General features: G+C 44.8%; 18 protein-coding genes and 1 other annotated feature. Of the genes, 4 read left to right on the forward strand and 14 right to left on the reverse strand.

Annotated features, from left to right (window positions below; translation table 11 throughout):
• Positions 1-115: 115 nt before the first annotated feature.
• The 4 genes from M3636_RS09430 to M3636_RS09445 all read right to left on the reverse strand — a co-directional run bounded on the left by M3636_RS09430 (position 116) and on the right by M3636_RS09445 (position 5,241).
• Positions 116-2,497: a polyprenyl synthetase family protein gene (locus tag M3636_RS09430; RefSeq protein WP_251382254.1), complete on the reverse strand. Its 2,382-nt coding sequence runs from the start codon at positions 2,495-2,497 to the stop codon at positions 116-118.
• A 125-nt stretch (positions 2,498-2,622) separates the two neighbouring features.
• Positions 2,623-3,420: a sulfite exporter TauE/SafE family protein gene (locus M3636_RS09435; RefSeq protein WP_251382255.1), complete on the reverse strand. Its 798-nt coding sequence runs from the start codon at positions 3,418-3,420 to the stop codon at positions 2,623-2,625.
• Positions 3,421-3,858: 438 nt separating this feature from the next.
• On the reverse strand, positions 3,859-4,614 hold the full coding sequence (locus tag M3636_RS09440; RefSeq protein WP_128102384.1) for an SDR family NAD(P)-dependent oxidoreductase: 756 nt from the start codon (positions 4,612-4,614) through the stop codon (positions 3,859-3,861).
• A gap of 159 nt (positions 4,615-4,773) precedes the next feature.
• Complete coding sequence (locus M3636_RS09445) at positions 4,774-5,241, reverse strand: DUF6376 family protein (protein ID WP_128102385.1); 468 nt, start codon at positions 5,239-5,241, stop codon at positions 4,774-4,776.
• 155 nt (positions 5,242-5,396) lie between these two features.
• On the opposite strand from M3636_RS09445, the gene M3636_RS09450 reads away from it, so the two are divergent.
• Positions 5,397-6,365, forward strand: a complete 969-nt coding sequence (locus M3636_RS09450; RefSeq protein WP_251382256.1) for a bile acid:sodium symporter family protein — start codon at positions 5,397-5,399, stop codon at positions 6,363-6,365.
• A gap of 135 nt (positions 6,366-6,500) precedes the next feature.
• On the opposite strand, the gene M3636_RS09455 is transcribed toward M3636_RS09450, so the two are convergent.
• Entirely contained in the window at positions 6,501-7,019 is a 519-nt protein-coding gene (locus M3636_RS09455; protein WP_251382257.1) for a MerR family transcriptional regulator, read from the reverse strand.
• 179 nt (positions 7,020-7,198) lie between these two features.
• Here M3636_RS09455 and M3636_RS09460 point away from each other — a divergent pair, with 179 nt between their 5' ends.
• Positions 7,199-8,050, forward strand: a complete 852-nt coding sequence (locus M3636_RS09460) for an aldo/keto reductase (protein WP_251382258.1) — start codon at positions 7,199-7,201, stop codon at positions 8,048-8,050.
• 64 nt (positions 8,051-8,114) lie between these two features.
• Here the strand turns inward: M3636_RS09460 and asd are convergent, their stop codons facing one another.
• The 5 genes from asd to M3636_RS09485 form a co-directional block, all read right to left on the reverse strand.
• A complete protein-coding gene (gene asd, locus M3636_RS09465; RefSeq protein WP_251382259.1) occupies positions 8,115-9,200 on the reverse strand; it encodes an aspartate-semialdehyde dehydrogenase in 1,086 nt (361 codons plus the stop codon).
• Between the two features lie 169 nt (positions 9,201-9,369).
• Positions 9,370-9,652, reverse strand: a binding site (T-box leader).
• A 98-nt stretch (positions 9,653-9,750) separates the two neighbouring features.
• Positions 9,751-10,623, reverse strand: a complete 873-nt coding sequence (galU, locus tag M3636_RS09470; protein ID WP_251382260.1) for a UTP--glucose-1-phosphate uridylyltransferase GalU — start codon at positions 10,621-10,623, stop codon at positions 9,751-9,753.
• Positions 10,613-11,062 (reverse strand): GtrA family protein, encoded by a 450-nt coding sequence (locus M3636_RS09475; RefSeq protein ID WP_251382261.1) that lies wholly within the window; start codon positions 11,060-11,062, stop codon positions 10,613-10,615. The genes galU and M3636_RS09475 overlap by 11 nt, the downstream gene beginning before the upstream one ends.
• A complete protein-coding gene (locus M3636_RS09480) occupies positions 11,055-12,041 on the reverse strand; it encodes a glycosyltransferase family 2 protein (RefSeq protein ID WP_251382262.1) in 987 nt (328 codons plus the stop codon). The genes M3636_RS09475 and M3636_RS09480 overlap by 8 nt, the downstream gene beginning before the upstream one ends.
• Before the next feature lie 90 nt (positions 12,042-12,131).
• Complete coding sequence (locus tag M3636_RS09485) at positions 12,132-14,333, reverse strand: ArnT family glycosyltransferase (RefSeq protein WP_251382263.1); 2,202 nt, start codon at positions 14,331-14,333, stop codon at positions 12,132-12,134.
• A gap of 178 nt (positions 14,334-14,511) precedes the next feature.
• Between M3636_RS09485 and M3636_RS09490 the strand changes: the two genes are divergently transcribed.
• The gene (locus M3636_RS09490) at positions 14,512-15,195 is read left to right on the forward strand and encodes a response regulator transcription factor (RefSeq protein ID WP_251382264.1); all 684 of its coding nucleotides are present in this window, start codon (positions 14,512-14,514) and stop codon (positions 15,193-15,195) included.
• Positions 15,195-16,745 (forward strand): sensor histidine kinase, encoded by a 1,551-nt coding sequence (locus tag M3636_RS09495; RefSeq protein ID WP_251382265.1) that lies wholly within the window; start codon positions 15,195-15,197, stop codon positions 16,743-16,745. Before M3636_RS09490 ends, M3636_RS09495 begins: the two co-directional genes overlap by 1 nt.
• Before the next feature lie 132 nt (positions 16,746-16,877).
• On the opposite strand, the gene M3636_RS09500 is transcribed toward M3636_RS09495, so the two are convergent.
• From M3636_RS09500 to M3636_RS09515, 4 genes are all read right to left on the reverse strand, one after another.
• Positions 16,878-17,447: a GNAT family N-acetyltransferase gene (locus M3636_RS09500; RefSeq protein ID WP_251382266.1), complete on the reverse strand. Its 570-nt coding sequence runs from the start codon at positions 17,445-17,447 to the stop codon at positions 16,878-16,880.
• 231 nt (positions 17,448-17,678) lie between these two features.
• Complete coding sequence (locus M3636_RS09505; protein WP_145409359.1) at positions 17,679-17,972, reverse strand: hypothetical protein; 294 nt, start codon at positions 17,970-17,972, stop codon at positions 17,679-17,681.
• Between the two features lie 98 nt (positions 17,973-18,070).
• The gene (locus M3636_RS09510) at positions 18,071-19,858 is read right to left on the reverse strand and encodes an ATP-binding cassette domain-containing protein (protein WP_251382267.1); all 1,788 of its coding nucleotides are present in this window, start codon (positions 19,856-19,858) and stop codon (positions 18,071-18,073) included.
• On the reverse strand, positions 19,855-20,697 hold the full coding sequence (locus M3636_RS09515; RefSeq protein WP_251382268.1) for an ATP-binding cassette domain-containing protein: 843 nt from the start codon (positions 20,695-20,697) through the stop codon (positions 19,855-19,857). The genes M3636_RS09510 and M3636_RS09515 overlap by 4 nt, the downstream gene beginning before the upstream one ends.
• Between the last annotated feature and the right edge of the window lie 106 nt (positions 20,698-20,803).

Consider the following 20,803-nt stretch of genomic DNA (forward strand, 5'->3'; position numbering starts at 1 on the left):
TTACATTTATACAATAAGAGTCATTTACGTTCACATCTTGAAGTGTATCCAACAAAAAAAGACCGCCCTTTAAATTAAAGGCGGTTCTTCACTCTACTGTTGTTGCTGCTGTGGCTCACCGTTCACGTCCAATGATATAGTCTAACAAATGTCGGAGAAAAGGAATGGTCTTACGCATCTCATGCAGTGCATCCGTTGCCTGGCAGTAATGTTCCCACATCTCCTTATTGGCATCTTCTTCACCAAGAATCGATACAAAGGTAGAGTTATTATTCCGAACATCCTGACCTGCTGGTTTGCCGAGCACCAGATGGTCTCCAACCAGATCGAGCAGATCATCCTTAATTTGAAAAGCGATACCCGCATGATAAGCGAATTTTTTCAATATGTTGATCTCAGATTCAGGTACCTGAGCCAAAATAGCTGGCATAACGAGTGCCGCTTCAAACGCAATGCCTGTTTTATAAAAACAGATCTCGTTCAGTTGCTCCAGGTTCAGCACTTTGCCTTTGGAATTCAAGTCCATCGCCTGTCCCATACACATATCCTCCGCTTTTTGTGCAGAGTAGCGAATGAGTGAAAGTACCGTTTGCGGATCGAAACGATCCAACGAGGATTGCTCTCCAATGGCTCTTTGGATCAAGTACAGACCCGTTAGCTCCGCTGTTGCACTATTATGCAAGTGATGCAATGTGGAGCGCCCCCGACGTGTGGGTGCATTATCCTGCGTAGGCAGATCATCAAAAATAAGCGAAGCAGTGTGCATATATTCGAGAGATCGCAAGAGCGGTACAATCGCTGCTTCCTGCAATCCGTATTCACGCACCCCCATGACCCAGGTCAGAATTGGTCTTATTCGCTTCCCATCACCCTGTAGGCTGTAGTTCGCCGCATCAATAAGAGTTTCTTTCATTTCACGAAGTCCATTTGGCTTAGAAATCTGTAGCTCCTGATTGATCTGTTCACGAACCGTGCGAATCGTATCTACAAACTCTTGCTTTTCGATCTTATCCTGCCGTAGATGAATGACGACTTGATCACGAAGTAATTTATCCAGGAAATCGACATCATCGGCTTTCTGTACCATTTTCTGCACAAGTCGATTGAACTCCGGTTGGCCAGATGCCAGAATGTCCATAAGTTCATTATATTTAGGCTGACCCAGACGTTCTCTACAACGCTTAAGTCCATTGATGGCACGGTCGAGTATGACCTCACGCGTCTGATCATCTGAATGATATACCTCATGAATCAGATGCGAGATTACAGTCCAGTACAGCTCATAAGGATTAATGAGATCCGGTCGCTGATCGCGATACGTCAGATAATATGTGTACGGGGTAACTGCCCCCTCCTCCAGATCGTCAAACATATCGGCAAAGTCATCCGCGAGTTGATTATAGATCCCATAATAGAAGGTACGTAGATCAAACCCTTCATCCTTTGGCGCACTAAGCACCGAACGAACAATCAATCGTGAAGATGAAGACTTGATAATAATCGGAATGTATAATTCCTCATTTGAGTAATGAGCGTTTGATAACGTTTTGGCGCGATCTATCTCCTGGGATTGGAAGAACACATAAGATTGCTGCAAAAAGGTACGCTGCGTCTCGGGTCGCTGATAATTATGAATGTACTCAAATGCCTCGCGTAACTCCCCATGCACATATCGAATGACTTCATGATGCTCCCCCTTCCACTCTTCGATGTCTGGAACAACACCTGTCAGGAGTGCTTCACGGATCATAAGAGAATACTGTTCCTTCTCTTCTACAGTGAGTGCCTGCGAGTCCAGCAAATCATCGATAAAAGGATAGGTTAATCCGTAAGAATAGCCTAATCTGATAGCTGCATCTAATCGCTGAGCGCGTTCGTCTGAGGGTGTCTCTGCATTCATATCGTCCGTAACGTGCAGCACAACACCAAGAATGATTTTGATCAGCTTACGCTGTGCATTCTCAGCATCCAATTCCTCAGGAATGTTGGCTGCCACACTCTTCAGTTTGTTCATTACCCAGATGACCGCAGATTCTACATTCTCCTTCTGAGACCAGCGATATAACGCAGCCAGACTGATATAATCCGGCTCTCTGTTCGATTGGGATGCAGATTGTAAGAAGTACCGTTTCGTATCTTGAACAACTCGCTGAATACGAGCTTGTGTATCCGTAGAATCCAGTGCTTTTCCTAAGTCTCTCATATAAATATAAGAAATACTGCGATCTAGATAATCGTCTAATTTCCCCGACACATTCAACCAGTGAATATAACGTTGCACGTCCTGGGTGTCTGGTTTTCGTTTGCTTCGTGATAGGAAGGACAACCAGGGGTAGCGGTGAATGTGTTTCTTTTGCCATAAATGAATGTCTTGTGTAAGTTCAGTCGTATACGTATGATTCATAAGCTGTTTATGGAGAGAAGCAAAATACTGAGCTGCCTTTTGTTCGGCTTGCCCATACTCTGCATCAACTCGCTCAATCAATGCGTTATTCATAGGATGAAATACCTCAACTTCTATTAGTGTTAATTTCGTCAGCTCATGTTCTTAATTGGTATACGGCGAAATCACATTTTGGTTACGAAATTGATACGTATTGTTCAACCTACTGCAGATAACATTTATAAAATGGTAGACCACACCTTCACCGCAGTAAAAGCGATGAGCACAATCAATCCATATCTTAGCCATTTTACATTGATCATCGAACTTACTCTAGAACCCAGTGCAGCGCCAATCAAGCTACCCATGACAGTATATATGATGGGCTCAAGCGGTATATTCCCTCCCGAGATTTTGCCGAGAACGCCCCCAATGGCAGATATGAATACGATCGCAAGCGAGGAAGCGATTGTTATTCGAATGGGAATACGGAGTACGGTAAGCATAATAGGGATCAGAATGAAGGCGCCACCTGCTCCTACGATACCGGAGACGATGCCGACTGCCCCAGCAGTGACTGCTGCAATGCCTTTGTTAAATTCAAGATTATCAGAGCCATCCATCGTTCCTCTACTAGGGATCAGCATAAGTACAATCGCAATCACCGCCAAAATCCCATAGATCAGGTTAATGACTTGCTCGCTCAGATAACCGGATACCGTTCCACCGATTAGACTGCCCACAAGAATGCTGCTTCCCATATAACCGACTAGACCTCGATGAATAAACGACCTCTGATGCGGTGTACGTCTTTGTTTTCGCTGATAGGCAACCACCCCGGATAAGGAGGCGAAAAATACCTGAAACATACTAATTGAAGATACTTCATGTGCCGTGAAAGGCTGCAAACCTACGAGTGAAGGAACATACAGCAGAAGTGGGTAATTTATGATTGCTCCGCCTATACCTAACAGCCCGGAGAAGAATGAACCCGTTAGACCAAGTATAAACATGATGATAAAAAGCATGACATCCATCGGTTTTTTTCTCCCTTTCGAAATCCCGCAAAAAATATAATTAAAACAGTATACGTCTGCCCCAAAATCGGCTATAATAATCCCAAGTAAATTAATCCGAAATGAGTGATTAAGCATGTTCAACGTGTTGAAGACTCTTTTTGATAACAATTGTCCGCACTGTAACGAAAAATTACAAGTTCAGCACGATGCCGTGTGCTCTACAAAAGCTTGTTCTAAATGTCAATACAAGGAAGAGAGCTATGGCTCGCTTGGTGTACGCATTATTTATGACACCACAAAATGATAAAACATATCCGTTTATTGTATCACGATCTACGCTGACTCCATAACATTTCTTTCATATGTATAGGATTAAGATAAATAGAAAACGGTGCGAACGAGTAATCGTTCAGCACCGTTTTTTGGTTCTTTTTTAAGTAAGGTTCGCCTTCCACCTTACTTCGTTTTGAAGCTCAGGAATCCATCATCGACTGCAACTGTCGATCCATTCACCGCACTTGCTGCATCACTGAACAAAAATGTTACGACACTCGCAACCTTCTCAGGCTGAATGAGTTTACCACTCATATGTTGCGAAGCGAGAGCATCTTTTACCTCTTGATTGTCACCAAGAATCGGTGTATTAATGAAACCCGGGGCAACTCCAACTACACGGATGCCATGCTCTGCGAGTTCAAGTGCGCCGGATTTAGACATCATCACAACAGCTGCTTTTGCCGCATTGTAGTTGAAACTCCCTACTGCTGCCACACTTCCATAGATGGAGGCTGTATTAACAATGGTTCCTGGCACGTTTAATTCAACCATCTTCTTCGCACCATAGTACATCCCATAGTAAACACTATGCTGGTCTACATCGATGACTCTGTGATAGGATTCTGGATCCATCTCCAGAAAAGGTTTTACAAGCCCAATTCCGGCATTATTGAAAATACCACTGAGTGTGCCGAATTTATCAACTGTCCAATCGATAAGAGCCTTGATCTCATCGCCTTTGGATACATCTACTTTGTATGCCGCTGCTGTTCCACCGCCTGCTTCAATCGAAGCAGCAACCTGCTTCGCACCTTCTTCGTTGAAATCAGCAACAACAATCGTTGCTCCCTGGTCTGAAAGTTGAAGCGCTGTTTCTCTACCAATACCACTTGCTCCACCTGTGATAATAATAACTTTTCCATGATGTTCAGCCATAAATAGGTCTCCTTTGGTTACATGATCTCGAATACAATTTACACCTTAGTGTAACTTTTACCCAAAATTAATATTCATGCCTTCCATAAAAGCCAATAACGGGTTAGATCATGAGCTAGAGTATTGCATCACAGCATATAATAGTCGGAGTATCCCCTTTTACTCATTCTGAAGACCACTTAGCGGGTCACTCAAACTATTGATATTGGAGATTAATTCAGGTATCCCTGTCTTCTCCCAATTTTCAGTTGTGAACCCTTGCTCCGCAATTGTCGTTTCCCATTGGTTGATGACTTCCGTAAGTTGATTATTATAGCCCACCAAATTTTCATGAATACTCTCGCCAATTGCAGGTGCATTTAATTGTGAGAACTCACTAGCTTCAGCCTGAATGTGGTCGATCTTCTCTTGAATCTGAGTGGTTACCTCAGCATTATTAACCGCTTGGGAAGCAAGCTGCTGAAGCTCGGCTCCCGCGCTAGATACTTGTTCTATATATTCTGTAGCTCCACTGACGTAATTCAAACTTTCATTGGCTTGTTCAACGACAGAGCAGGCGGAAATTACGAAAAGACTCGAAGCAAGAAGCCCTGTCAGCATCCAGCTTGGTTTTCTAATTTTGATCATGAAATCTCTCCTTTTTTCTAAAATTAAAAATAAAATTTAAAGTCATTTTCACCTCCATGATAGCTGTTTAACACACCTTATGGCAAATGTAGCCTCCATTTATGTCAATTAAGATGTATAATATAATCATCATACGATAAAGGGATGTCTTGCATATGCTTCAAGCTTTGAATCAACGCTTGAACCGCATTATGCCACTCATTACTCCAGTCAGTATTGTTATTGGTGTACTATGCGGTAGTTTTCTTTCTTCTTATACCTTTTTGTCACCATGGTTATTTGCCTTCATGACCTTTGCGGGAAGTATCAGTCTGGGGATACGAGATTTTCTGAATGTCCTGAAGAAGCCTTTTCCGTTATTTGTTTGTTTGTTTATTTTACATTTAGCAATGCCTGTAATCGCGCTAGGTATGGGTCATTTGGTTTTCCCAACCGATGCATATACAATTACTGGGCTTGTTCTAGCCGCAGTTATTCCAACAGGTATTAGCAGCTTCATCTGGGTCAGTATCTATCGAGGCAACATTGCACTGACTCTTTCCATCATCCTCATTGATACAATGCTTGCTCCCTTTGTAGTTCCAGGGGTGCTGTCACTGTTGATCGGCACAAGCGTATCATTGGATACCGCTGCCATGATGAGCAGCCTGTTCTGGATGATCGTTGTCCCTTCATTGCTCGGCATGCTATTGAATGAATGGACCAAGGGCAAAATTGTTCCCGTCTGGGGACCAAGATTGAATCCGTTATCCAAACTATTTATGGCAGCCGTTGTGGCGATTAATGGCTCTGTAGTTGCACCTTACTTGGCTAATTTCAACTGGAAATTAGCTGGTCTTGCAGTGATTATTGTTTTTCTCGCATCATTCGGCTATGCCCTAAGTTATTTCATTGCCCGAGTACTAGGATGGGATGAGGCCGATCAGGTCGCACTGGTCTTCAACGGAGGCATGCGTAACATTAGTGCTGGCGCGGTACTCGCTGTTACTTATTTCCCGCCACCTGTTGCCGTTCCCGTTGTCCTCGGTATGGTGTTCCAGCAGATGCTCGCTTCCTTGTCAGGGTACCTATTGGGTCGTCGTTCTCAACTACTACAGAAGTCAGATAAGACATCCGCTGCGTAATAACATCGTACGACGATGTATCATAATGCCAAACGCCGACAATACATGTCGGCGTTTTTTACTTGGTTTGAAACAACATATTCATCTGACTGACTGTAAAGCATTATGAGGATACGCTGTTAGCTTGAAGTGAATTTAAGATACGCTGCTGATTTGTTCCTGCATCGCTGCTGCCGGGCATTGACCCGAAGTTTGGACAGCTGGAAGACTGTTATTCGCCGAGCGAGAGGCTGGGCAATCCGTTGGTTCCTCCCGATTCGTTTCCCAAGTACGAGGGTTGGTCATGTCCGGAATGCCGCGTTCCAGGATGGCTTGATAGTGGAGTGTTTTCTCTTCCAGATGCGCAACGCGCTGCTTCGCCTCTTCCAGCTGAATTAGCGCTGCCTCCTTATACTCCATCATAAGCGCGAGACGCTGCGGGACGGTTGAATCACCTTCCAGGCAGAGATCAACATAGGTTTTGATGTTCTCGATTGGCAATCCCGTCTGCTTCAGACATCTAACCCCGTGCAGCCAATTGATGGATTCCTCGTCAAACAGCCGGATGTTGTTTTTATTCCGTTGAACGCTCGGCACCAGACCTTTGTCTGTATAGAAGCGAACAGCATGCTCCGTAAGCCCTGTAATTAAAGCTGCATCTTGAACGGTATACATATGTAATCCTCCTCGTAAAAAAATTAGGATACCCGCTTGACTTCGTGTTACACGAAGGTAATAGGCTTATTGTAACGCAAGCCGATCAGCAGCGGAAGCCCCTCTGCATCACCCCTACATTCGGGTGAAATAATCTGATCATTTGCAGTTAAATTACAACATCCTTAGGAGGAATCTATATGCAAACTGTAACATTGAACAATGGCGTGAACATGCCAATCATCGGCTTCGGGGTGTATCAAGTCCCTGATGCTGAACAATGTGAGAACACGGTATATGAAGCACTGATGGCTGGTTATCGCCTAATTGATACCGCAGCTGGTTATATGAATGAAGAGGCTGTTGGACGCGCAATTAAGCGTAGCGGTGTGCCGCGGGAAGAATTATTTATCACAACGAAACTGTGGATTCAGGATGCAGGTTATGAAAGTGCCAAGCTTGCCTTCTACAAATCCCTGCAGAAGCTACAGCTTGATTATCTTGATCTGTATCTGATTCACATGCCCTTCGGTGATTACTACGGCGCATGGCGCGCAATGGAAAAGCTGTACCGAGAAGGCAAAATTAAGGCCATTGGCGTCAGTAACTTCCTGCCTGACCGTTTGATGGATCTTATCCTTCATAACGAAATCGTGCCTGCAGTCAATCAGATTGAAACCCATCCATTCCAACAGCAGATCGTAAATGCTGCTTTTATGAAAGAGCATGGCGTTCAGCATCAATCGTGGGCACCGTTCGCCGAAGGTCGCAATAATTTGTTTAGCAATGTATTACTGACCTCTATCGCGGATAAACACAAGAAAACGGTCGCTCAAATTGTACTGCGCTCACTCGTGCAGAATGGAATTGTTGTCATTCCCAAATCCGTTCGCAAAGAGCGTCTGGTCGAGAATTTTAACATTTTTGATTTCGAATTAAGCTCGGAAGATATGACAATGATCTCCACACTGGATAGAGGCGAAAGTCTGTTCATGTCCGTCGACGATCCTGAAGTTGCCAAAATGCTGGGCAATCTAAAGGTTGACCTGTAAACGACAAAAAACCATCACCTAGTGATGGTTTTTCTTCAATCCTTTATGACAAGTTGCTTCCGAATTATTTCGGCTGAATGTAACCTTCAGCTTTAAGCAACTCAGCAATCAATACTGCACCGCCAGCCGCACCGCGGAGTGTGTTGTGGGACAGTCCAACGAATTTGTAATCGTAGAGGGAATCCTCACGCAATCTACCTGTGGATACACCCATTCCACGCTCGATGTCACGATCCAGTTTCGTTTGTGGTCTATTTTCTTCTTCAAAGTATGTGATGAACTGTTTTGGTGCACTTGGCAGAGCCAGCTCTTGCGGACGACCTTTGAATTGCAACCAACGCTCCAAGATCTGTTCTTTGCTTGGTTTGTTCTCAAAGTTAACAAAGACTGTAGCCAAGTGTCCATCCGTTACCGGAACACGAATACATTGCGTTGTGATCAGTGGTGAAGATGCTTTCACGATCTGATTGTTCTCAACACTGCCCCAGATGCGCAGCGGCTCCTGCTCACTTTTCTCTTCCTCGCCACCGATGTATGGAATAACATTGTCCAGCATATCTGGCCAGTCCGTAAAGTTCTTGCCTGCTCCTGAAATTGCCTGATAGGTGGAAGCTACAACCTGTGTTGGACCAAATTCACGCAAAGCGTGCAGTGCGGGTACATAACTTTGAATAGAGCAGTTCGGTTTCACCGCAATGAATCCAGTCGAAGTGCCCAGACGTTTTCTTTGCGCTTCAATGACTTCCAGATGACCTGGGTTAATTTCAGGAATAACCATCGGTACATCTGCTGTCCAGCGATGAGCAGAGTTGTTAGATACAACCGGTGTGCCTGTTTTGGCATAAGCCTCTTCAAGCGCTTGAATCTCGTTTTTCTTCATATCAACCGCACAGAAGATAAAATCAACCTGACTTGCGAATGCTTCAACTTGGGAAGCATCTTGAACAACAATATGTTTAACACCTTCGGGAATTGGAGCTGTCAATTTCCATCTACCTTGAACCGATTCCTCGTAGGTTTTACCTGCGGAGTTTGCACTTGCTGAGATCGCTGTTACTTCAAACCATGGATGACCATTAAGCAGATCCACAAAACGCTGACCTACCATTCCTGTTCCTCCGACAATGCCGACTTTCAATTTTGCTGACATAATATCATCATTTCCTTTCGGTGTAAGTTGAATGTTGGGTCTCTGATATTCATTAATTGGTTGCTCTGACGCTTTGTTTCTTCCCTTATTAAAACCTATTCAGGTAATACCAAAGCGTGTAAACTTCACCTTGGAAAAACCAAAAAAATCCCACCCCCAAGACCGAAGTCTCAGGGACGAGATTGGATCACTCGTGGTACCACCCAGATTCGCCAATATGTCACCATACTAGCCTCTTTGAGTTAAGAACGACAACGCCAATGTACGCTGTGCCTACTTACACTCTAGCTCTGTAACAGGAGCTCCTGTCACACCATCCCTTTATAGGTTCATAAAGTTCCGATGTGCTGCTCTGAGTCTTTATTCAACCAAAAATTCTTTACCCCTTTTCAGCTACCGGAGCTCTCTGCCAAAAGAATACTTTAGTCTACTCGTCTCTTCAATGCATTTGATATTGCGATTATAATATCAAAAGATCGGTTATGAAGTAAACCCTTTTTTATTTTTTATCCAAAAACGACAGAATCAACGTCTAGTTTCTGCCAAATGATCAAGCCCACTGCGTTGCCAGGTTGCGTAGATAGGGAGCCAACATGGGCTGTAATTCTTGGCGCATCAATCCGATTTCCAGTATAGCTTGGATGTATCCGAATTGATCTCCAATATCGTACCGACGACCTGCAAGCTCCAATGCCAGCAGATCTTCCTCCTGGCTAACTTCTTTTAGAGCATCTGTTAGTTGATACTCTCCGCCTGCTCCAGTCTCGATTCGATCTAAGATGGGAAAAATGGATGGCTTAAGGATATATCGTCCCATCACTGCGGTGCGAGAGGGTGCATCAGCAATAGAGGGCTTTTCGACCAGATCTGTAACCCAATGAACGCCATGCTCTGCCCCCTGCGAAGCTATGATCCCATACTTACCCACATCTGCTGTCTGCACGGAACGAACACCAACAATCTGCTTATCTGTTTTCTCGAATAAACGAATCATCTGTGCCAGCGCAGGTGGATCTGACACCATAATATCATCGCCAAGCAACACGGCAAATGGATCATCTCCAACGAATTGACGCGCACATCCAATCGCATGACCCAATCCTAACGGTTCCTTTTGCCTGATAAAATGAATACTTGCTAGCTCGCTTATCGCTCTCACCTCATCTAACAAGGCCTGTTTCCCTTTGGCGTATAATGATTGCTCAAGCTCAACCGATTTATCAAAATGATCCTCAATGGATTTTTTGTTGCGCCCCGTAACAATAATGATATTTTCAATGCCAGATTGCACGGCTTCTTCTACAATATATTGAATAGCTGGTTTATCTACAATCGGCAGCATTTCTTTCGGCTGAGCCTTCGTCGCTGGTAGAAATCGTGTACCCAGACCGGCTGCGGGAATAACCGCCTTTTTAATTCTCATAGGAATGCTCTCTCCTTTCATTTGTCCCAATGGACACGTCGTTAGCTGCCTCAGATGATGATCTGAACACCCAATACCGACTAATAAGATAGTTGATCAACATGCCAAGTAGCGTCGCTGCCGCTTTACTGCTCACAAGACTCCAGCTCCACAAGCTATGGGCTACATATATAATCAAGGATGACAATATAAGAACGAATAGATTGGCAATCAGGAATCGGACGATTCGTTTATGCTGTGCTTGACTCTTTACATCACGGAAGGTCCATCGATTATTCCACCAGTAGCTGTTCACGATTCCACAACTGTATGATATCGCCTGGGCAACCATCGCTGGCACACCTACAAAAGCGAGAACCGCGAATACTACAGCATCGACCCCAGTGTTCAAGATGCCAACAATACCGAATTTAATTATCGTCGTGAATCGTTTAATCATGATGCGCAATTCTGCCTGTCAGATGTCCCTGTCTGGACGGAGCTTCTACCTGATACACATCCCTCACGATGTATAACGGACGGGCTTTGGTTTCATCATAGATTCGCCCGACATACTCACCCAGAATGCCCAGCATTATAAGAATAAACCCGTTAAACATCAGCATGATGCTGACAATGGAAGCCCAACCCTTCATTGTAGAATCAGTAAAAATAGCAGACACAATAACGCTAACCATATAGATAAATCCTGCTATGGATAGGATCACTCCCACATATCCTGCAATCTTGAGTGGTTTGTAGGAGAAGGACGTAATGCCATCCAGACTAAGCTTCAACATTCGTTTCAGTGGATATTTGGTCTCTCCAGCGAGACGTTCATCTCGCTCGTACTCAATCGCTGTCTGACGAAATCCTACCCAACTCACTAGCCCACGCACAAAACGATTTTTCTCTGGAAGTCGCTTCATCTCATCACATACTTTGCGATCAATCAACCTGAAATCTCCAGTATCCACGGGAATATCGGTATCCGTAGAGGCACGTAGCACACGATAAAATAGGCTTGCCGACCACCTCTTAAATGGAGTCTCCCCGCTTCGTCTCGTACGGCGGGCGTAGACGACTTCATAGCCTTCTTTCCATTTAGCAATCATATCTAAAATAAGTTCTGGGGGATCCTGAAGATCCGCATCAATAATGACTACTGCTCTTCCCGCTGCATAATCCATGCCTGCTGTTATGGCGATCTGATGCCCGAAATTCCGGGCAAAATCAATCAATTTCACACTTTCGTCCCAACGCGCATAATCCCGAATCATCTGAGCGCTCTGATCCACACTACCGTCATTGACAAATAACAGCTCGTAGGGTTCCCCTGTACTACTCATGACCTTTTTCAGACGGCGATACGTTTCCTCTATGACCGCTTCTTCGTTGTACATCGGGATGATGACACTGTAGTGAATGGCTCTACTCATGATCGTTCCCTCCTTTTGATCATTACACGCCTATATTTTCAAGGGCAGATCCCTCGCTGTTTGTTCCTTAACGTTCATTTCATTTGTAACTCACAATTTCACTTCATATAACGTAGACTGATTACCGAAGCCGCCACCTTCATCGGAATTGGATCTCCACTCAGATGTAGGTACTTCCGTCCCATGCTCCATGATCCAGTTCGTAATCTCGGAGTTGCCTCCACGGCCGCCCATTCCTCCGCCAATCATGAAGTATTTCAATTGCCCACTCTTCACAAGCTGTTCTAATCGCTCTGTTGTGTACACTGGATCAGAACCAGAGAAGCCCCCTAATGTGATGACCGCTTCATTCTCATCAATAATGTATGGGGCTGCTTGATTATAGTCAGACGTCGCAAACAGATAGGTCTCACCTGTATTATGTTCTCGCAGATACTGAAGAGTCGTGCTGTCTATCTCTTCATTGCGATTACCAAAACCGCCACGTCCACCACCCGTAGGCATACCTTGTGCATTGCCCGTACCATTCATGCCACCTCCAATAGACGGGGGTGTTCCTACATTTGAATTATTTGGGCTCGAATCTCCAGCAGACGATGGAGACTGTTGCTCTGTATCTCCTTGCCCACTCGGTGGAGTCATTGCATTGTTGCGATCACCCTGTCTGCCACCCATGCTCATACCGCCAAACATTCCATTGGAACCGCTAGGACCAGCGGCTGGGATCATGCTATTGCCACCATATGTAATTGGCGTAAATGCCCAATAGACAGGACCGATCAGGGTAACCATGAAACCCGCGATAACGAGTGCCTCTTTCCAAGGATGTGTACGGTTCATCATGATGACCAAAGCAACCGTCACTACAATTCCGGCGATCAGCTCGCTGATTGACCACCCCGCACCAATGGTTTCATCAAAAGGCTTCATAATGTACCATCCAAAGATGGTCGTTAATAGCACAGATAGTGGCAACAGCCAAGCTCGCCAAGTGGTTCGTTCCTTGTACGCTTTCCACATTGCTACGAATCCAGCACCGCTTAATGCAGCTATTGGAGGTGCTAGCATAATCAGATAGTATTGATGGAAGAAGCCTGCGACACTGAAAAATGCCGCTACCGGCAACAACCACGCAAGCCAGAATATCGCTTCTTTCATTTGATCCGAGCTGTTTCTGCGTCTTAATCTAGTTAAAATTGCAATACAACCCAATAGAGCCAACGGTAATAACCAGCTAGCCTGACCGGATAGTTCGGTTTGGAACAGACGTAATGGTCCTGCTTGACCTGTGCCAAACATGCCACCCATTCCACCTCCACCACCGAATCCTCCCTGCGGCATGGTGAAGCCATTAGGCATCTCATTTCCTTGGGGGAAATTCATTCCGCTGTTACCGTCCGTTCCGGACTGATTCGATGTCTGTGTCGATACCGAATCGCCCCCGTTTCTTCGGGGATTGGTGACATTGGATGCGTCAGGCATACCAGCATTAGCTGCAGTATTCTGCCTACCAGTTAGCCGGGATAGTCCGTTATAACCAAAAGCGAGTTCGAGCACCGAATTCGTTTCACTACTTCCGATATAAGGTCGTTCATCGGCTGGAATAGAATCTACAGTGACCGCCCACGATAAGGAAATAGCCGCCATTACAGCCGTACTCCCTACTAACAAGACCAGTTTCTTTCGCCATTTTGCTTGAAAAGCGAGCAGGTAAAACAAATAAAATGCTGGAAGAACCATATAGGCCTGAAGCATTTTCATATTAAAAGCAAGTCCGATCAGCGCAAAGGCTATTAATACTCGCCATGCACTGCCTTGTTTTGCACCTTTAAATAGAAACCATGATCCGAGCAGTAAAGTAAACACGAGCATAGTATCAATATTGTTCGTCCGACTGACCGCTGCAACAACCGGTACAGTCGCCATGACCAGTGCAGCAATTCGTGCTGCCGCAAGTCCATAAGAGGGCTTAACCATGAAGTAGATCAGGAGTACCGCACCAATTCCTGCGAGGACTTGAGGTAAAATCACACTCCATCCATGCAGACCGAATACATATGCAAATGCAGTCTGAATCCAAAAAACAACAGGCGGTTTATCGACCGTTACTGAACCAGTCGAGTCAAGGGATGCATAGAAAAAATTATGGAAACTTCTCAGCATGCTCCCCACTGCAGTCGTGTAATAGGAATTGGCATATTGGTCGTTCCAAATGCCGTATGCGTTCAAGATTGCTGCAAGAACTACAATCGGTAGAAGGACAAAATCAATCCTTCGTTTAGCATTATTCAAACTCAATCACTCCTTTAGATTGTTCATGTCTAGTATTGTGACATGTCAAAATAAATTTGGGATGAGTGCCCGCTGAATGTTGCCTGAGGATAAACGGTCAACCTTTCAGGTAATTTTCAGTTTCGTGAGTCATAATAGTGCATATAAACAGGAGTGAATAAGGGGAGAACGCCCACCTATGAAGATTAGTACAGGCATTAGAATATTACTCGTTGATGATGAACCACATATTTTACAGTTTCTAGAGCTTGGGCTGAGAAATGAAGGATTTGATGTACGTACGGCGGAACACGGAGCAGAAGCGCTGGAGATTGCACATGAATTCCAGCCACATATGGTTATTCTTGATGTAATGATGCCAGAGATCGATGGATTCGAGGTGGTTGAGCGACTTCGGAAGACAGGTACTCAAGTCGGGGTCATTATGCTAACTGCCAAGGATGAGGTTGAAAGTCGGGTCAAAGGTCTATGGCTTGGCGCTGATGATTATATGATCAAACCATTTGCATTTGATGAGCTACTTGCCCGGATTCAAGCTAGGCTTCGTAATCAATTTCCATTATTAATCGGTGCTGTCACATACAGTGCGTTCCGCATTGATGATCTGCGTAAAGAAATTACCTATGACCATCGTGTGCTGGAATTATCGCCGACAGAATATGAACTATTAAAATTCATTGTGATGAATCATGGCATTGTGTTGAGTAAAGCAACGATATTGAGCAGAGTATGGGGTTATGATTTTGGCGGTGAAGAGAACATCGTTGAAGTCTATATTCGTTCCTTACGTGAGAAACTCGGGGATAAAGAGCATAAGCTCATTCGCACACTTCGCGGTGTCGGTTATAGGGTTGATCTATAATGGCGGCTCCAGCACGGCAAAAATACCATCACTTGCATCAACTCCGTCAACGATTTTCACAGAACTCTTCTCTGCGTTCACAGTTGCTTACACGCTCTCTGTTCGTGTTAGCCGCCCTACTACTGTTCATTGGTATTCTTCAGTTTTGGATTATGGAAAGCTTCCTCTATCGAAACCAGGCCAAGACGATGGAAGAACAACTGATGTCTATGCCGCCGGTATGGCTTGGTGTGCAGGCTCGTAACGGAGCTTCAAATCTGCCCTTTGGCGGACAAGCTTCATCCGACGGGCGTGGGTCCAATAACCGTTTGTTGTATATCCCAGATCGTTCACTAGCTCTTTTTGATCAGGATACAACGTTTGAAGATGTTTTTGGTGAAGATGGATTGATCTCCCCTCGCCTGACTGATGCTGCTTATCAAGACATAACAGATCAGTTAAACGCTCATGAACATGTGCCTTATCAACTGGTGAAAGATCGTGAAGGCAATGAACAACTCATCGTATTTGCCTCACCTGGCCCACGTAATCGAACAGCACCAATGGTTCAGATGGGCGTAGCTACTCAGCCGATACATGATTTAGTAATGAGACAATTACTTATTTTTGTTGGGTTATCTCTGCTCGCCATGATTACAGGTCTCATACTGTATGCCAAGGTTCTGCGGCGAACGTTAAATCCATTATCCAACATTGTGGAGACCGTGCAGCGTGTCGATGCCGGGAGTTTAGGTGAACGATTACCTGTCATCCAAGGACAACAGGAGATCGATCAATTAGCATTTTCTTTTAACGGCATGCTTGAACGTTTGGGAGAATCATTCAAAGCGGAACGAGAATCCAAAAAACAAATGCAGCGCTTTCTGTCTGACGCCTCTCATGAACTGCGCACTCCGCTAACGTCTATTCACGGATTCATCGAGGTACTCCAGCGCGGGGCAGCTACCAATCGTGATCAGTTAAATAGCGCTCTAAGCAGTATGTATGGCGAGTCTGTGCGAATTAACAAACTGGTTGAAGACCTGCTACTGTTGACCAAGCTAGATCAGGCACCTGAACGTATTCAAGACGTCTTTGCCCTGGATGGTCTCTTATATGAAATGCAGCCGCAGCTCATCATGATGGCTCACGATCGAGAGGTACAACTGGAGCTGACAGCTAAATTATATATCGTTGGCGATCCCCACAAGCTGAAGCAAGTCATTCTGAATTTGTTCCAAAATGCTGTACAGCATACGGATCCGCAGTACGGTTCCATCTCAATCACATGTTTAGCGAATCAGGACATGGCGGAGCTAACGGTGAAGGACAATGGCACGGGCATTGAACCAGAACACATTGATCATATTTTCGAGCGATTTTACCGAACCAGTTCATCCCGTTCCAGAAAAGAAGGCGGTGCAGGGCTCGGTTTAGCCATTACCCGTTCCATCGTAGAATCACATGGTGGGAACATTAATGTGCATAGCCAGATTAGCGCTGGTACAAGCTTTACAATTACACTGCCCCTGTGGAAAGAGCGCACGTCTAATACTGCTACAAAGTCATAACGTATAGAGCATTTGGTTACTTCGTTTCTTCGTCACTGAAATAACTCAAGCCCCCAAGAAGCCCTAATTTCCTTAGAGCCTCTTGGGGGCTATCACTTCATAAGCACATCACAAGGAATACATATACGTTCACTAACCCTTTATTTTCTGGTAATGCTTGTACTGTTCATGATCTATTTCGATGATATCTACAAAATTGTAATTACATTTCTGTATGACTTTATTAGACGCAGCATTCTCTAACAATGCAATCGCATGTAATAATTCCACATTCGTATGAGTGAACAAATATTGCGTTAGTCCATGAACAGCCTGTGTTGTATAGCCACGGTTTCTGTAGTTCTTGGAAATGCCGTACATAATCTCTCGATTAGGCTCGGGTAGCTCTTCTTTAATCCCGGAGCAACACCAGCCTATAAACTCATCCGTTTCCTTATGAACAATAGCCAATCGCAGATATAGCGAACCGATGTCTCCCCCAGCTCTGACGGCTTGTTTAAACTTCTGATTCTCTGGAATCTCGTATTCAGCCAACCAATGCGCCCGATCCTCAGCCGAAGCATTCCATCCCGGTAAGAATTCGTAAACCTCTGGCTGCCACGTGATTTCTTGTAATTTATCCAAATCCTCAAGTCGATACTCGCGCAAATAAATATCCTTACACTCAATCGTTAACTCACTCAACATTTCATTTTCTTGCATGGTTATATCCTCTCGTTCTCTTATTAAATTTATGTAGTCTACGCAGGTAACGCTAGTCAATTTCTCTCATGATGCCCCTCCTAACTAAAGCAATTTTAACCTAATTTGTGGAATTTCTCTATATGTGCGTGTTCAGGACTTTTTGAACAACCTCTATAGGATAAATAACCCCCAGCAATCCTTATGCCGGAGGCTATCATTTATAGATGAATTAGACTAACTTAAACGTATTTACTCTGGATATTGAGGTCTGCTCACCTTATCAGGTACGGATTCATCAAATACATCCTGACCTGGATAATCTCTAATATCACCTTCGTGAAGCTCATGATTCTCATAGTCAAATCGGTGTGCCGTTCTCTGATCTACTCGCCAAGGTGAACTTTTCCCAAGAGATTCTGACATTAGTGATGATCCGTATGGCCCCTCGGGAAATTCTTCAAGAAACAGATCATTTCGTTGTGATTCTACGGTAGATAGATCTGTTGATTCCTGTCGATCCTCTTGCAAAAATTTGTCCTTCATCGTCCAACCTCCTATCCGCTTCGAACTAGTCAAAGCATGATTAGATTGATCAAGCAGTACAAAATTTATGCATAATTCTTAAGGAAATCACAGAACCATTAGAGGTCTCGAATCCATATATACCCTATAAAAATCATAAGTCCGATTACACCGATCCACGTATCCTGTTTAGACCACTTTAGCAGTGATGTTGTTGATCCAACACGATAATTCTCTCTAACCTTTCGCATCTCCATTGCAATCGTCATATCCTCTGCTCGCTGGAACAAAGACATAATTAGCGGTATTACCATTGGTCCAAGGTCACGCACACGTACGGTGTTAGGTCTTAATGCGGCTTTGCCGCGTGCGCGCACAATCAGCGAGAATCGTTGCCACTCACTCCAGATCATCGGGATAAAACGAAAGATTAAAGACACGGCCAAGGCAAACGAAGTAACAGGCAACTTGATCTTTTGTCCGATTGCGAGTACCCAATTCAGCCCTTCCACCATCCGACCATATGGTGTTGTTAGTGAGAACCATAGGCTTGCAAGGGTCACAATAAATAAACGATACACATTAAGTAAGGTGGCTTCTGCCTGAATAAGAGAGAAACCCAGTTGCAAACTTCCGCTCGCAGTTGAAAGCGTCGTTCCTGACAAAGCTGTAGAAATGATGAAAAAGAACAGCAGCGGCTTCATTAACTTCATGCAGCTAACAAGCGCCTGACGTGGTAAGATTCCAAGCGCCAATACTACAGGTACTAACGTAAAGGTTAGCCCCCACCAACGATGCTGTAGCATCGTTGCGGTTACTAGCAAAATATACAGTATCCATTTCAAACGTGGATCTAATGTACGATACAGTTGACTTGAATGTTCAACCGTGTTTGAACTTCTTGTGTCTATAGGATGACCTTGCACTTGGACATGTTCATTGTTGTTGAAATCTGAATGACTACACCCCTGATGTACGTGAAAAGGATGACTAACAGCAGCAGTAGTAGCACTACCTTCTCCATCATTATTTTCAGTTTCAGCTTCTTCATATGACTTCAATTGAATAATCCCTGCTGCCATTTCCTCTGGTGTTAATGCCGTCAACGGCATCGTTAACCCCACTGCCGCAAATTGCTGCGTTAATTGCATCGAAGGCGGCAGACCCATGCCGACCTGTATCAAAAGCTCCGGCAGCGAGTGAAGCTCCCTTGGCGTCAAATCCGCTACGATTTGGCCGTCTTGCAGTACTAAGACCCGGTCTGCTATAGGTAGAAAGGTATCTAAATCATGCGTTGCTACCACCGCTCCTCGTCCATCCAGTCGGTGTTGAGCAAGAGCGTCCAAAAGCAACAAAACACTACTGGCTTCCAGCCCTGCAGACGGTTCGTCTAACAATAACCATTCAGGATCAACCACAGTCCCCAAGGCAAGCCCCAGCCGTCTACGCTCTCCTCCACTCAGCGCGAATGGAGATCCGTCCAGGTCGAATTGCCGTGAATCGGTTTGCCCTTTTGCACTGTCCCACTGTCCAAGTGCTTGTGTGATTAATTGCTTCTGCTGAGTCTCGGTATACCGGTAAGGACGCATGGAATAAGCGAATTCTCGCTTAATTGTTCGGGCAAAGACCTGTTGCTCAGGAAATTGAAACACCATCCCCATACGTAACAACATCGACTGCGAAACTTTACCTTGCTGCCAGATCGGCTCATCCCCAAGTAGGATAGTCCCTTTATCAGGAGGCTTCAGACCAGCTAACATTTGCAGTATTGTCGTTTTGCCTGATCCAGTCCGACCTAACAGTAGAGTAATTTCTCCACTGCGTAGCGTGATAGATACATCTTGAATTAAATCCCGTTGATGAAGCTCTGCGCCCGCGACGCTCACATGATCTAGCTCAATATTCAAGAGTTTACCTCCCTTACAAGCTGCTCAGGTCGGAGAGGTGTCGCTTGGAGAAGCAGTCCCTTTTGTTTAAGAATGTATGCAGTCTTTACCGTAAACGGTGGGTCGAGCCCTAACTGGCGGCAAATGGATTCCGACTCTACATTTCTCGATACATCCCCTTCAACCTTAGGTGTATAGAAGAACGCAACCGGGTCACCATCATAGACACAGCCTCCTTTGTCCATGGCAATAATCCGATCACATAACGTCGCTTCTTCCAGATGATGCGTAATCCAGATCACAGCAGTCCCTTGCTGGATAATATTCTCTACTATACTTTCGATGCGTTCCCGTGCACCAGGATCGAGCATGGCCGTTGGCTCATCTAGCACTAAGATATCCGGCTTAGCCGCAAGCGCCACGGCAATATTCAAGAGCTGCTTCTGTCCACCAGATAGCCGAGATATGGCTGCATCGGGCGACTTCCGAAGTCCTACGGTATGTAAAGCTTCTTCTCTGCGTTTTTGCTTTTCTTCGGCAGATACGGAGAGTGAGGATAGCGCAAAATGAAACTCTTCTTCAATCGTATCTCCGAGTACCTGTGCATCGGGGTGCTGTAACACACCACGAATCGTAACATCTGGTTTAACCATTCTTGATCCACCGGAAAGAGGCGTAAAACCGATTAACAGCCCAGCAATTGTACTTTTGCCACTTCCATTGGCTCCTACAATGCTGATCCATTCTCCTTTATGAATATGCAATGATACGCCATCAACAGCTTTTTGAACTTTGTCAGGCGATAAAGCATAATAGACCCGGACGTTGTCCAGTGTAATTAAAGATGTTACATCTTGCATTGAGATTTTGTCCTTCCCCTTTTGATTGTTTTATGATACGATCCGAATTGTTAACCACATCGTCATCATTGGTTAACAATAAGATTAGCAAAAATGAAGGGAATGT

Source organism: Paenibacillus sp. MER 99-2 (genome assembly GCF_023714095.1).
GTDB lineage: Bacteria > Bacillota > Bacilli > Paenibacillales > Paenibacillaceae > Paenibacillus.